Source organism: Rathayibacter sp. AY2B3, assembly GCF_002931755.1.
GTDB lineage: Bacteria > Actinomycetota > Actinomycetes > Actinomycetales > Microbacteriaceae > Rathayibacter.
Genome location: NZ_PSUG01000014.1, coordinates 62095 through 76635 on the forward strand (window position 1 = coordinate 62095; position 14541 = coordinate 76635).

Genomic DNA, 14541 nt, shown 5'->3' on the forward strand with positions numbered 1-14541 from the left:
CCCCGGACGGGCGGGCCTCGCGTCGGGCCCCGGAACGGAGCGCTCCGCTGAGCCGTGTCGGTCGGCCGGCTCGGCCGAGCGTCGGGATCCGCCGCCGCGCCCAGCCGGCGCCGCTCCCCCTGGTGATCGAGCGGCCCGCGCAACGGGCGTCTCGAGACCCCCGTCCCGGCTCGCACCTCCTCCCGGGCTCCGGAACCACCCCCGACGCGCCGTCCATCCCCACGGAAGTGTTGACGCACCGCACCGGCCTCCGCTTTACTGACGGACATGACTGACACCCTGCACGCCCTGACCTCCCTCGAGGCCTTCGGGAATGCCGGCATGATGATGGCCGGTGGCCCCGTCATGTGCTGTCGAATGTGTGCATGAGGAACTGACCTCGCCGGATCCCCGCACCGCCTCCGCCCGCTGATCACGATCGGCTGAGCGTCCGAGGCGCGGACGATCCCCTGGATGCCCCGCATCCGTCTCTGCCGCCACCGCGTACCGCGGGCCGGCTCGATCGCACACCCGGATCCGCTCCCTCGGACACTCGTCCCGGATCCGACCAGCCAAGGACTCGTCATGACCCTCCTCCACACCCGTACCGTCCCGGCCGCCGCCACCGCGACCGAGGAGCCCCGCCTCCAGCCCGTCGCCGACGTCGCGCCCGCAGCGCCCCGCCTCCGCGCCGTCCCGCAGGGCACCGAGGCCCGCGGCTTCGCCCTCTACGTCGGCATCGACGAGGCCAAGGCCCGCGCCGCCGGAGTCGACCTCGGCCGCCTGGTCGAGGAGCTCAAGCGAGTCACGGCGCAGCTCGCCCCCGACGCCGAGACCTACGCCTCCGTCGCCCTCGCCCCGCAGGGCGCCGGCGGCCGCGATGTGGACGTGGTCCGCCTCGCGCTGCAGGACCCGGCCGCCGTCGCCAAGCGCCGCTCCGACGCCGAGCCCGACCTCGACCGCGCACCCGGCGGCGTCGTCATCGACATCTCCCGCAAGCGCGTCATCCTCGACGACGAGACCGCCGCCCTCACCTACAAGGAGTTCGAGCTCCTCCAGTACCTCGTGCTCCGCGAGGGCCGCACCATCGAGCGCGCCGAGCTCATCGCCTCGCTCTGGGGCGCCGCGGACGACGACGCGCCGAACGAGCGCACCATCGACGTCCACGTCCGCCGCCTCCGCGCCAAGCTCGGCCGCTACGAGGAGATCGTGCGCACCGTCCGCGGAGTCGGCTACCGCTTCGACCGCCACGCCGACGTCGCCATCCGCTACGCGTCGACGCCGTCGCCGGATCTGTTCTGATCTGTGAGGAGAGCGCTTGCGCTCTCCTCACCGCGGTCGGCTTCCACCTGCGGGAGCGTTCCGCAGAGCGGGTCGCGTCCGGCTAGCAGGAAACGCTGGCACGCGTTTCCCGCGTTCGCCTCGAGGGCGGGAAGTCCTCTCAGCCCTCGGGGATGTGCGTGACCGCCCTTCGAACGGGGAGGGCTGCTCGACGGCCCGATGCATGGTCGGAGCCGTGCCGGGACGGGTCACGCCTCGCGGGGCTGGATGACGGGGCCGGGGTGCGTCGGCGGGGGACGAGGGCAGGAGGTGCTCCTCGTGTTCGCGGACGGTCCGGGATGGGCTGCAGTCCGGGATGGAGGTCGGAGGGGTGCAGACGGGGCGTCCTGGGCCGGGAGAGAGCCATCGGAGCGCTGGCGGGCGCGGCGGCGGACGGGACGGGGAGAGCTCAGGGAGGATTCAGGAAAGAGAGGGTTGCGCCGTTACCAGGTCGTTATATAGTTCAAGTGCGTCGACCGTTTGCTGTGGCGGGAAGCGCGAGAAGTGATTGCAGGACACTCTTGGTGCAAGGGAACGAAGGCCGGCCGCTCGCCTCAGCGGCCGGCCTTCTGTCGTTCCCCCGCCCCTGCTCCTCCGACTCCCCCCCTCCCAGCACCCCGGCGTAGGCTGTGCGGCGTCTGGATGTCAGGGAGCCGCTTCCTGATCGCCGAGAAGGAGGACCAGTGGGGTCGAGAGAGGCCGTCGCCGCCTGGGAGTCGCTCTTCCGCGCCCAGGTCCAGGTGATGCGAGCCCTGAGCACCGAGTTCCCCTCGCGGGAGATCTCGATGAACGAGTACGACGTGCTCTTCAATCTCACCCGGCAGCCCGGCCGGCGCGCACGGCTGCGCGACCTGAACCGGCACGTCCTCCTGACGCAGCCCAGCGTCAGCAGACTGATCGACCGGCTCGCCGCCCGCGGCTGCGTCGAGAAGAGCGAGGACCCGGCGGACGCCCGCGGCACGATCATCGCGATCACCGACGAGGGCTACGCGCTCTTCCGCCGCGTCGCGCTCACCCACATGACGACCATCTCGGAGCAGGTCGGCGGCGTCCTCGACGAGGACGAGCTGAAGCAGCTGACCGCACTCTGCGACAAGCTCCGCGACGGCATCGCCTCCTCCTGATCCGTCCCCGCTAGCACGGGCCGCAGCGACCGGCCAGGTCTTCGCCGGGGCGCGGGACTCCCGGATCATGGGGGTCACCATGAGTGACACCTCCCCCACCCTCGTCTGGCTCCGCGACGACCTGCGCCTGGCCGACAACCCCGCCCTGCGCGCCGCGATCGACCGTGGCGGTCCCGTCGCGGTCTGCTACGTGCTCGACGAGGAGTCGGCGGGCATCCGTCCGCTCGGGGGCGCCTCCCGCTGGTGGCTGCACGGCAGCCTCGCGGCCCTCGCCGCCGACCTGCGCGACCACGGCGCCCCGCTGATCCTGCGCCGCGGACCGGCCGAGGCCGTCGTCCTCCAGCTCGCCGAGGAGATCGGCGCCGGGGCCGTGCACTGGAACCGCCGCTACGGGAGGGCCGAGCGCACCGTCGACGCGGCGGTGAAGGAGTCGCTCCGCGACCGCGGCCTCGAGGCCGAGAGCCACCAGGGCTCGCTGATGTTCGAGCCGTGGACCGTGCAGACCGGCGCCGGCGGCCCCTACTCCGTCTACACGCCCTTCGCCCGCGCCTGCCGTGCGAAGCCGACGCCGCGCGCGCCACTCCCCCGCCCCCGCTCGCTCGACGGCGTCACGGGAGACATCGCCTCCGACTCCCTCGACGACTGGGAGCTGCTGCCCACGCGTCCCGACTGGGCGGGAGGGCTGCGCGAGCGCTGGGTCCCCGGAGAGAAGGCGGCGGCCGACCGGCTGCGCGCGTTCCTCGCGGAGCAGCTCGACGACTACGCCGACGGCCGCGACCGGCCCGCGGAGGACGCGACCTCGAACCTCTCGCCGCACCTGCGGTGGGGCGAGATCAGCCCCTTCCAGGTGTGGCACGCCCTGGAGGAGGCGCACGCGAAGGGCCTGCACCGCGGCGACGGCAGCGACCGGTTCCTCTCCGAGGTGCTCTGGCGCGAGTTCTGCTACCACCTGCTGTTCCACTGGCCGGATCTGGCGACCGCGAACTTCGACACCCGCTTCGACTCCTTCCCGTGGGGGCGCCCCGGCCAGCAGGCGATCGACGCGTGGCACCAGGGCCGCACCGGATACCCGCTGGTGGACGCCGGCATGCGTGAGCTCTGGAGCACCGGCTACATGCACAACCGGGTCCGGATGGTGACCGCGTCGTTCCTGATCAAGAACCTGCTGGTCGACTGGCGGGTGGGCGAGGAGTGGTTCTGGGACACCCTGGTCGACGCGGACCCGGCGAGCAACGCCGCGAACTGGCAGTGGGTCGCGGGCTCCGGAGCCGATGCCTCACCGTTCTTCCGGGTGTTCAACCCGGTCACGCAGTCGAAGAAGTTCGACCCGGCCGGCGAGTACATCCGCCACAACGTGCCCGAGCTGGGCGGCGTCGAGGGCGCGGCCGTGCACGAGCCGTGGACGCTCGAGGACACGCTGACCGGAGGCGCGGACGGCTATCCGGCGCCTCTCGTCGACCTCAAGGAGACGCGGGCGCACGCGCTGGACGCCTTCGCGCAGATCAAGAGCGCCCCGCGCGACATCACGCCCCGGGGCGACGACTGAGCGTCGCCGGTGAGAGGCGTCCCGCCGGTCAGACGGAGCGGCCGGACCCGGCGAGCGGGTCCTCCTCCCCGCCCTGATCGCGCAGATCGCGGGCCGGGATGCCGACGAGCACCGCTCCGTCGGGCGCGTCCTTCACCACGACGGCGTTCGCGCCCACGCTGACGTCGGACCCGAGCACGAGCGGGCCCAGGACGACGGCGCCGGCACCGACGACCACCCGGTCGCCGAGCGTGGGGTGCCGCCGCTCGCGCCGGGCCGACCTCCCGCCCAGCGTGACGGAGTGGTACAGCATGCAGTCGTCGCCGATCCGCGCGGTCTCGCCGATGACGACGCCCATGCCGTGGTCGATGAACAGGCGCCGGCCGATGGTCGCACCGGGATGGATCTCCACTCCGGTCGCCGCGCGCGCCGCCTGGCTGAGCAGCCGGGCGGGCAGGCGGAGGCCGCGCCGCCACCAGGCGTGCGCGACGCGGTGCACCCAGACCGCGTGCACTCCCGGGTAGGAGAGGACGACCTCCGCCGCGCTCCGGGCGGCGGGGTCGCGCTCCCGGGCGGTGCGCACGTCCTCGCGGAGCAGGGTGAGGAGTCCGGGACGCTCGGGTCCGGAGGGGACTCGGCGCTCCGGCCGGCCGTCGCGGCCGGAGCGTGGCGTCCCGCCTCGTCTCGAGGCGCTCAGCTGCGGAGGTCCTCGTACAGGACGGTCGAGATGTACCGCTCGCCGAAGTCGCAGACGATGGCCACGACGGTCTTCCCCGCGTTCTCGGGGCGCTTCGCGACCTCGAGCGCGGCCCACATGATCGAGCCGGAGGAGATGCCGCCGAGGATGCCCTCCTGAGAGGCCATCTCGCGGGCCACCCGCACGGAGTCGTCGAGCGTCACGTCGATGATCTCGTCGTAGACCTCGCGGTCGAGGATCGCGGGGACGAAGTTGGCGCCGATGCCCTGGATCTTGTGCGGGCCGGCGGTGCCCTGGGTGAGGAGCGGGGAGTCGATCGGCTCCACTCCGATGATCTGCACGCCGGGCTTGCGCTCCTTGAGCACCTGGCCGACTCCGGTGATGGTGCCGCCGGTGCCGATGCCGGCCACGAAGACGTCGACCTCGCCGTCGGTGTCCTCCCAGACCTCCTCCGCGGTGGTGCGGCGGTGCACCTCGGGGTTGGCGGCGTTCTCGAACTGGCGGGCGAGGACCGCGCCGGGGGTCTCGTCGACGATCGCGCGGGCGCGCTCGACCGCTCCGCGCATCCCCTCGCTGCCGGGGGTGAGCACGATCTCGGCTCCGTAGGCGCGGAGGAGGACCCGGCGCTCGACGGACATCGTCTCGGGCATCGTGAGGACGACCGTGTAGCCGCGGGCGGCGCCCACCATCGCGAGCGCGATGCCGGTGTTGCCGCTCGTGCCCTCGACGATCGTCCCGCCGGGGAGCAGCTCGCCGGAGGCCTCTGCCGCGTCGACGATGGCGACGCCGATGCGGTCCTTCACGCTGTTCGCGGGGTTGTAGAACTCGAGCTTGGCGAGGACCGTCGCCTGGTCGGCCCCCTCCAGCCGGTTGATGCGGACGAGAGGGGTCCTGCCGACGAGCTGGGTCACGTCGTCGTGGATGCGTGCCATGGTGTGCGCTTTCTGCCGGGGCCTGCCGCCCGGGGCCCCGGAGCGGTGGGTGGAACGGGTGCTGCGGCGCCCCTCGGAGCGGCGCTCCCCCCACGATACGGATGCATCGACCCGAGGTCAGCACCCGGACGCGCCCGCTCCTGCGCATCGCCCGCCAGCTCCGCATCTCCACCCGCAGGAGGACGCACCCCGGCCGCATGCGTCACGTACCATGAACTCGGGGGATCGCGCGACTGCTCGCGAGGCTTCTCGCCACCCTCCCCCGGATCTCCGCGGCCCCGCGCCGCGTCGAAAGGACGACCGCTCCATGGCACTTCCCACTGCATCCCGCCGCTCCGTCCGGCCGCTCGGGATGTCGCTGCGGGCGGTCATGGGGTTCATCGGGATGAGCGCCGTGGCGGGCGTCCTGATCACCGTCGGCGTCACCCCGGCCCTCGCGCTGACGGGCCTGGCGACGAGCAACACGATCGGCATGTTCCAGAACCTGCCGGGCTACCTCGACGTGGGCCAGCTGATGCAGCGCACCAACGTCTACGCGAGCGACGGGACGACCCTCCTCGCCTCCGTCTACGACCAGAACCGCGTCGAGGTCGGCTGGGACGACGTCGCGCAGTCCGCGAAGGACGCCGCCGTCGCCGGCGAGGACCCGCGCTTCTACGAGCACGGCGGCATCGACCTGCAGGGCACGCTCCGGGCCATCGCCGTCACGCTGACGGGCGACGACCTGCAGGGCGGGTCGTCGATCACGCAGCAGTACGTCAAGAACGTCCTGGTGCAGAAGGCGGAGTCGATCACCGACGAGGCCGCGCGCGACAAGGCCTACCAGGAGGCGACGGATCCGACCCCCGAGCGCAAGCTCAAGGAGATGCGGCTCGCGATCGGCCTCGAGAAGGAGGCGTCGAAGGACGACATCCTGCTCGGCTACCTGAACATCGCCCTCTTCGGAGGCACCGTCTACGGCATCGAGGCCGCGGCGAACTACTACTACGGCATCCCGGCGAGCCAGCTCTCGACCTCGCAGGCGGCCGCGCTGCTGGCGATCGTGAACAACCCGGCGAAGTTCCGCTTCGACAACCCGGGCGACGAGGCGAACGGCGCCGCCAACGGCTACGCCGCCACCAAGGAGCGCCGCGACTACATCCTCTCGGAGGAGCTCAAGCACGGCCGGATCGACCAGGCCGCGCACGACGCCGCCGTCGCCGAGCCGATCACCCCGAGCATCACGGAGCCCTCGACCGGCTGCACCACCGCCGGAAACGCCGCGTACTTCTGCGACTACGTGCTGAACGTCCTCCGCAACGACTCCGTCTTCGGGGCGACCGACGACGAGCGCTACCAGCGCATCCGCCAGGGCGGCTTCGACGTCGTGACGACCCTCGACCTCGACATCCAGCAGGTCTCGCAGGCGGCGCTCAACGCCTACATCCCCTCCGTCGACCCGCGCTTCCAGGTCGGCGCGACGGCCGCCTCCGTCGAGGCGAAGACGGGCCGCGTGCTCTCCATGGTGCAGAACACGCAGTACAGCCAGGACGAGCAGTTCCTCGCCGCGAACCCCGGCTACAGCGCGATCAACCTCAACGTCGACCTCGACATGGGCGGCGGCTCCGGCGTGCAGACCGGATCCACCTACAAGGTGTTCACGCTGGCGCAGTGGCTGAAGGCGGGGCACACCGTCAACGAGTCGTTCGCCTCCCCCACCTCCGGCTTCAGCTCCTACCCCCAGAAGTGCAACGTCGCGGGCGACGGCGGCTACTACGGCAAGTTCTCCCCGCGCAACGACGACCCGTCGGAGGACGCGAGCTCGATGAGCGCGCTCGGCGCGACCACGAACTCGATCAACACCGGCTTCATGGGCATGGCGCAGCAGCTCGACCTCTGCGACATCCGCACCACCGCCGAGTCGTTCGGGATGCACCGCGCCGACGGCCGCGAGCTCGCGAACGGACCGGCCTCGGTCCTCGGGACGAACGAGATCGCGCCCCTGACGGTCGCCAACGCCTACGCGGGGATCGCGAACGACGGCACGACCTGCTCGGCGATCGTCATCGACCGGATCACCGACAGCGAGGGCAACGCCGTCGCCGCCCCGGCGTCGGCGTGCACCCCCTCCGTGTCGCCCGAGGTCGCCCGAGGGATGCAGTACGCGATGCAGCGGGTGATGACCTCCGGAACGGCCTACGCCTCGAACCCCTTCGACGGCATCGAGCACATCGGCAAGACGGGCACCACCGACGAGGCCGCAGACGTGTGGACGGCGGGCGCCAGCAAGGCCGCCTCCCTCGCGGTCTGGGTCGGCAGCATCAACGGCTTCGCCGACAACACCAAGCAGAACCTGCGCTTCATCAGCCTGACGGGCGAGAAGGGCACCATCCGCGCCTCCAACGCCCGGCACGCCATCTGGAAGCCGATCATGACGGCGCTCGACGAGAAGTACGGCGGCGACGACTTCACGGCGCCGCCGGCCTCGATGCTCGCGTACTCGCCTCGATCGGCGGCGAACTCCGAGGTCCCCGACGTCACGGGCGAGACGGTCGAGAGCGCCACGGCGATCCTCACGGCCGCCGGTTTCGTCGTCGGGATGCACGAGTCGGTCGACTCCTCGACGATCCCGGAGGGCTCCGTCGTGTCGACGACGCCGAGCGCGGAGGAGACGGCGGTCGCCGGCGGGGTGATCCCCCTGCAGGTGAGCACGGGCAAGGCTCCGGCCAATCCGAACGACATCTCGGACCTGAACGGCGACCTGATCGAGTAGAGACGTCGCCCGTCGTGCGAAGGGGCCGATCCCGCCGGGGGTCGGCCCCTTCTGCTGTCGCGGGAGCCGAGCCGGCGCGGGCGCCGTCGCGCCGGTTCCGGGCGGTCAGGCGTCCGGCGCGGCCGTGGCGCGCCTCGTCGGGGATGTCGCAGGCCTCGCCTAGGGTGCTGGTGCAGCGAGAGGATCCATCCTGAAGCGACCGAACGTCCCCGTCTTCCAGCCCCGTCGAACAGTCCACGGGGCTCTCGGCGCGCTGTTCGGATTCGTGATCGTCAGCGTGCTGGCGGGTCTGCTCGCCTCGCTCGTCGTCGCCCCCGCCGCCGCGCTCACCGGAGCGGCGACCTCCGGCACCATCTCGGCCTTCCAGTCCCTCCCGAGCTACCTCGAGGTCGGGCGCCTGATGCAGAAGAGCGACGTCTACGCGGGCGACCCGGACGACCCGACGCTGCTGGCGTCCTTCTACGACCAGAACCGGATCGAGGTGCCGGCCGACCGGATCGCCGACTCCGTGAAGGACGCGCTCGTCGCGAGCGAGGACCCGCGCTTCTACGACCACGGGGGGATCGACCTGCAGGGCACCCTCCGCGCCATCGCCAGCACCTACCTCCTCGACGGCGACACCCAGGGCGGCTCGTCGATCACGCAGCAGTACGTGAAGAACGTGCTGGTGCAGAAGGCCGAGTCGATCCCGGACGAGGCCGACCGCGACCGTGCGTACGCGGAGGCGACGGCGACCACGGCCGAGCGCAAGCTCAAGGAGATGCGGCTCGCGATCGGGCTCGAGAAGGTGTCCTCGAAGGACGACATCCTCCTCGGCTATCTCAACATCGCCCTGTTCGGAGGCACCGTCTACGGCATCGAGGCCGCGGCGGAGTACTACTACGGCATCCCGGCAGCAGACCTCTCCCTCGCGCAGTCGGCGTCGCTCCTGGCGATCGTGAACAACCCCGAGAAGTTCCGCTTCGACCGGCCGGACGACGCGGCCAACGGCGAGGCGAACGGCTACGCGCAGACCCGGGAGCGGCGCGACTACATCCTCGACCGGATGCTCGAGACGGGGAGCATCGACCGGGCCGCGCACGACGCCGCGGCCGCCGAGGCGATCACCCCCGACATCACCCCGCCCTCCACCGGCTGCCAGACGGCCGGCAGCGCGGCCTACTTCTGCGACTACGTGACCCACGTCCTCCGCGACGACCCGGCGCTCGGCGCGACCGACGACGAGCGCTACGCGGCGATCAAGCAGGGCGGGATCAAGGTCTACACGACGATCGACCTCGACCTGCAGAGGACCGCGCAGGAGCTCATGGACGAGCAGGTCCCCTCCTCCGATCCGCGTTTCGACGTCGGGGCGACCGCGGTCGCCGTTCAGAACGGCACCGGGCGCATCCTCACCATGGTGCAGAACAAGCGCTACAGCCAGGACCCGGACGTCATCGCGAGCGGGCCGGAGTTCTCGGCGATCAACCTCAACGTCGACGCGTCCGCGGGCGGCGGCAACGGCTTCCAGACCGGCTCCGCCTACAAGGTGTTCACGCTCGCCGAGTGGCTCGACCGCGGGCACACCCTGCTCGAGCAGTTCGACTCGAAGCAGAAGAACTGGACCGGCTTCGCCGACAGCTGCGAGGGCACGTGGGACTACGACTCCTACAACCCCAAAAACGCCGGCGACGGCGGCTACACCGACACCCAGACGGCGCTGTACTCGACGATCTACTCGCTGAACACGGGCTTCACCGGGATGTCGCACCTGCTCGACCAGTGCGAGATCCGCAAGCAGGCCGAGGCCTTCGGAGTGCACCGCGCGGACGGGACCGCGCTCGTGCAGTCGCCGGGAGCGGTCCTCGGCACCAACGAGATCGCGCCGCTCACCATGGCGACCGCCTACTCCGGCATCGCCGAGAACGGCACGACCTGCACTCCCGTCGCGATCACGGCGATCGTCGGAGCCGACGGTCGCGGGATCGAGCCGGTGGAGACGACCTGCAGCCGGGCGGTGTCGTCGAAGGTCGCCTCGGCGATGCAGTACACGATGCTCAAGGTGACCGCGGAGGGCACGGGCGTCGAGGACGATCCGAAGAACGGCGTCCAGCACATCACCAAGACGGGCACCACCGACAACTCCGCCGACACCTGGGCCATCGGGGCCTCGACCGAGACCTCCCTCGCGGTCTGGGTCGGCAGCATCTCGGCACGCGAGGACGGCTCGAGGGTGAACCTCGACTCGATCGACTTCGACAGCGGCTGGGCCCCCTCGGCACGCCACCGGATCTGGAAGCCGCTGATGACGGCGATCGACTCCCGCTACGGCGGCTCCGACTTCCCGCAGGCCGACCAGTCGCTGATCGCCGCGCCGCAGGTCACCGTGCCGGACCTGTCGGGCCGGACCAGCGACTCCGCCGCGCGGGCGCTGACGGCAGCAGGTCTCACCCCCGGAGCGACGTCGCAGGTCGACTCGACGCAGCCGATGAACACCGTGGCCGGCACCGGTCCCGCCGCGGGCACCCGCGTGGACAAGGGATCGGTGGTGGGCGTGCAGCTGAGCACGGGGAAGGCGCCGCCCGCTCCCGCTCCGGCCGGCTGACACCGCCGGTCCGTGGCGCCGCCGATCGGCGAGGATCGGAGACGGTGAGGGGTCAGGGGTACGGGCCAGGGGGCGGCTCAGGGTCCGACGGCTCCGGCGGGAAGGAGCCCGAACTCGACGAGCTCGTCGTCGGTGAGCAGCCGGCTGCGGATCATGAAGCGCTTGCCCTCGGGGGCTTCGACGCTGAACCCGCTGCCGCGCCCGTCGACGAGGTCGACGGTGAGGTGGGTGTGCTTCCAGTACTCGAACTGGGAGCGGGACATCCAGAAGTCGATCGGGTCCAGGCCGTCGAGCCGGAGCGACTCGACGAGCACGTCCGAGGCGCCGGTGCGGAACATCCCGGCGGGGAAGCACATCGGGGAGCTGCCGTCGCAGCATCCGCCCGACTGGTGGAACATGAGCGGCCCGTGCAGCGCCGTCATCCGGCGGAGCATGTCGGCCGCCTCCGCAGTGACGTCGACCCTCGTGGAGGTCATGGGTGGTGCTCCTTCGCTCGTGGTGCGGACTGTCGGGGGTGCGCCCGACCGCTGATGGCGAACGCTCGTCCGGGCGGCATCTCGATACGCCGCTGCGCGGACTACTCGATCAACATGAGGGGGCGCCCCCTCGTCCGATGCCTCGCCCGAAGGGCCGAGCAGCGTTCTCCCGCGCGCCGCCAGGTGCCTCGCCCGCAGGGCCGAGCACCGAACGGCGGATCCGCGTGCCAGCGGATCCGTCTCGGTGCGGACGCTCCCCGCTCCTCCCCACCCGGCCACGTCGGCGAGCCGACCGCGGCACGGGCGACGAGGAACGAGGAGCCCGTGCCAACCAGCACCGAACGGCGGATCCGCGTCCCAGCGGATCCGTCTCGGTGCGGACGCTCCCCGCTCCACCCACCCGGCCACGTCCGCAGGCCGACCGCGGCACGGGCGACGAGGAACGAGGAGCCCGTGCACACCGACTCAGAAGAAGCCCATGGGTCCTTCCGCGTAGGAGACGAGGAGGTTCTTCGTCTGCTGGTAGTGGTCGAGCATCACCTTGTGGTTCTCGCGTCCGATGCCCGACTGCTTGTAGCCGCCGAACGCCGCGTGCGCGGGGTACTGGTGGTAGGTGTTCGACCAGACGCGGCCCGCTTCGATGGCTCGGCCGGCGCGGTAGAGCTGGGCGCCGTTGCGGCTCCACACTCCGGCGCCGAGGCCGTAGAGGGTGTCGTTGGCGATGCCGATCGCGTCGTCGAAGTCCTCGAAGGAGGTGAGGGCGAGGACCGGGCCGAAGATCTCCTCCTGGAAGATGCGCATCGAGTTGCGTCCTTCGAACACCGTCGGGTTGACGTAGTAGCCGCCGCTGAGTTCGCCGCCGAGGTCGGCGCGGTCGCCGCCGATGAGCAGCTTCGCTCCCTCCTGCTTGCCGATGTCCATGTAGGAGAGGATCTTCTCGAGCTGGTCGTTCGAGGCCTGGGCGCCGATCATCGTGGCGGTGTCGAGCGGGTTGCCCTGCTTGATCCGCTTGACCCGCTCGAGGCCGTCTCCGACGAAGTCGTCGTAGATCGAGCGCTGGACGAGCGCCCGCGACGGGCACGTGCAGACCTCGCCCTGGTTGAGGGCGAAGAACGAGAAGCCCTCGAGCGCCTTGTCGTAGAAGGAGTCGCGTTCCGCGGCGACGTCGGCGAAGAACACGTTCGGGCTCTTGCCGCCCAGCTCCAGCGTCACCGGGATGAGGTTCTCGCTGGCGTACTGCATGATCAGGCGGCCGGTGGTCGTCTCGCCGGTGAAGGCGATCTTGCGGATGCGCGGGTGGGAGGCGAGCGGAGCGCCCGCTTCGAACCCGAATCCGTTGACGACGTTGAGCACGCCGGCGGGGATGAGGTCGCCGATCAGGTCGAGCAGCACGTGGATGGACGCCGGCGTCTGCTCGGCCGGCTTCAGCACCACGCAGTTGCCCGCGGCGAGCGCCGGCGCGAGCTTCCACACGGCCATCAGGATCGGGAAGTTCCAGGGGATGATCTGCCCGACCACGCCCAGCGGCTCGTGGAAGTGGTACGCGATCGTGTCGTGGTCGATCTCGGAGACGCCTCCCTCCTGTGCGCGGATCGCTCCGGCGAAGTAGCGGAAGTGGTCGATCGCGAGGGGGATGTCGGCGGCGAGGGTCTCGCGCACCGGCTTGCCGTTCTCCCACGTCTCGGCGACCGCGAGCAGCTCGAGGTTCGCCTCCATGCGGTCGGCGATCTTCAGGAGCATGTTCGAGCGCTCGGCGGGGCTGGTCTTCCCCCAGCTCGCGAACGCCTTCCAGCCCGCCTCGACCGCGCGGTCGACGTCGGCGGCGGTGCCGCGGGCGATCTCGCAGAAGGGCTTCCCGGTGATCGGGGTGATGTTCTCGAAGTACTGGCCGCTCGCGGGGGCGACGTGCTCGCCTCCGATGTAGTGGTCGTAGCGCGAGCGGAAGGAGGCGAGGGATCCCTCCGTGCCCGGATTGGCGTAGACCGTGGAACCCGGCTCCTGCGGTGCCTGCTCGGCGACCTGGTCGGCGTACAGCGTCATGTGGACCTCCATCGACGTCGTTGTCGTGGGCGCGGGGTGGGCGCCCGGTCCTGACGCTACGTCCCGGGGGGTTGCACGACGTTGCACCGGGCGGCGCACCGGCGGGAGCGGCGACGACGACGGCCGGAAGGGCCGGGCGGGGGCGCGGCCGACCGAGGAGGACGGCCCTGCGGCCCGGACCTCAGACGCTCGCGAGCAGGCGCTGGGCGATCCGGCTCATGTACACGCCGTAGGTCACCGTGGCCGCTGCGGCACCCGCTCCCACCCAGGACCACACCTGCGGCCAGGCGGAGCCGTCGACGAGGACCACGACGACTCCGATCGCGCCGACCAGGGTCGTCCAGGTCGCGAGCCAGAGGTCGAGGGTCCGGCCGAAGATCCTCGCCATCGGGTAGAAGTGCAGGCCCACGATCACGGCGATGGCCGGCACGAGGAACCGGTCGAGCCCGGTGCCGGTGAGGACGCCGACCGCGACGCCGATCAGCGCGCCCTCCGCGGCGAAGACCGCACCGAAGAGCAGGCCGTTCGGTTTCGCCGCGCGGTCGGCGTCGGTGAGCTCCACCGCCATCCTCCGTCGGGCGAGGAGGAGGCGGACGGCCTGCACGGCGAAGACCACCGCCGCGAGCGCGCAGACGGTCACGGCGGTCGTCGCAGCCGGCGCCGGCCAGCCGACCGTGGTGTCGCTCGCCCACCACATCGTGAAGACCGCCATCAGGAGCAGGCCCCCCGCGACTCCGCTCGCGAGGGCCCGGGGAGGTGGTGCGAGGGTGCTCATGGGTCGAGGCTAACGAGACGGCTCCGCGGCCGGACGGCTCGGGCAGCGGTTCCCGGAGCGACCGGGTCGGCTCAGCGCTGCTCCGCCTCGAGCGCCTCCAGACGCGCGGCGACGCCGGCACGCCGGGGCGAGCGGGGCGGGAGGACGCGCAGGAGCTCCCGCCACACCTCCGCGTCGTCGCGGCCGTCCGGTCCCTCCGCCCAGGCGAGGAGGGTCGCGGGCGCCGCGTCGGCGAGGACGCTCGCCCGCACCCGCATGCGCAGCTCGTCGGCGATCGCCCGGATCCCCGGCGCCTCGGACGAGGGCAGCGGTGCGCCCCGGTACGCGTCCAGGGCGA

Annotated in this window: 10 protein-coding genes and 1 pseudogene; 5 read left to right on the forward strand and 6 right to left on the reverse strand. The window is 71.5% G+C overall.

Annotation, left to right across the window (positions count from 1 at the left end):
• The first annotated feature begins 564 nt into the window (after positions 1-564).
• The 3 genes from C5C24_RS06635 (at position 565) to C5C24_RS06645 (ending at position 3969) form a co-directional block, all read left to right on the forward strand.
• Entirely contained in the window at positions 565-1281 is a 717-nt protein-coding gene (locus C5C24_RS06635) for a winged helix-turn-helix domain-containing protein (protein WP_104276636.1), read from the forward strand.
• Positions 1282-2042: 761 nt separating this feature from the next.
• Positions 2043-2423, forward strand: a complete 381-nt coding sequence (locus C5C24_RS06640) for a MarR family winged helix-turn-helix transcriptional regulator (protein ID WP_104276666.1) — start codon at positions 2043-2045, stop codon at positions 2421-2423.
• Between the two features lie 79 nt (positions 2424-2502).
• Positions 2503-3969, forward strand: a complete 1467-nt coding sequence (locus C5C24_RS06645; RefSeq protein WP_104276665.1) for a deoxyribodipyrimidine photo-lyase — start codon at positions 2503-2505, stop codon at positions 3967-3969.
• Positions 3970-3997: 28 nt separating this feature from the next.
• On the opposite strand, the gene epsC is transcribed toward C5C24_RS06645, so the two are convergent.
• The gene (gene epsC, locus C5C24_RS06650; protein ID WP_374953938.1) at positions 3998-4531 is read right to left on the reverse strand and encodes a serine O-acetyltransferase EpsC; all 534 of its coding nucleotides are present in this window, start codon (positions 4529-4531) and stop codon (positions 3998-4000) included.
• Between the two features lie 110 nt (positions 4532-4641).
• Positions 4642-5577 (reverse strand): cysteine synthase A, encoded by a 936-nt coding sequence (cysK, locus tag C5C24_RS06655; RefSeq protein ID WP_104281009.1) that lies wholly within the window; start codon positions 5575-5577, stop codon positions 4642-4644.
• Positions 5578-5884: 307 nt separating this feature from the next.
• Between cysK and C5C24_RS06660 the strand changes: the two genes are divergently transcribed.
• On the forward strand, positions 5885-8329 hold the full coding sequence (locus C5C24_RS06660) for a penicillin-binding protein (RefSeq protein WP_181110026.1): 2445 nt from the start codon (positions 5885-5887) through the stop codon (positions 8327-8329).
• A gap of 265 nt (positions 8330-8594) precedes the next feature.
• A complete protein-coding gene (locus tag C5C24_RS06665; RefSeq protein ID WP_104304583.1) occupies positions 8595-10913 on the forward strand; it encodes a transglycosylase domain-containing protein in 2319 nt (772 codons plus the stop codon).
• A 77-nt stretch (positions 10914-10990) separates the two neighbouring features.
• On the opposite strand, the gene C5C24_RS06670 is transcribed toward C5C24_RS06665, so the two are convergent.
• The 4 genes and pseudogenes from C5C24_RS06670 to C5C24_RS17890 form a co-directional block, all read right to left on the reverse strand.
• Complete coding sequence (locus C5C24_RS06670) at positions 10991-11389, reverse strand: DUF779 domain-containing protein (protein ID WP_104276632.1); 399 nt, start codon at positions 11387-11389, stop codon at positions 10991-10993.
• A gap of 465 nt (positions 11390-11854) precedes the next feature.
• Complete coding sequence (locus C5C24_RS06675) at positions 11855-13429, reverse strand: aldehyde dehydrogenase family protein (protein ID WP_104281008.1); 1575 nt, start codon at positions 13427-13429, stop codon at positions 11855-11857.
• Positions 13430-13610: 181 nt separating this feature from the next.
• Positions 13611-14204: a hypothetical protein gene (locus tag C5C24_RS06680; protein ID WP_104280977.1), complete on the reverse strand. Its 594-nt coding sequence runs from the start codon at positions 14202-14204 to the stop codon at positions 13611-13613.
• 71 nt (positions 14205-14275) lie between these two features.
• A pseudogene (locus tag C5C24_RS17890) lies at positions 14276-14541 on the reverse strand (transcriptional regulator); the annotation flags it as partial.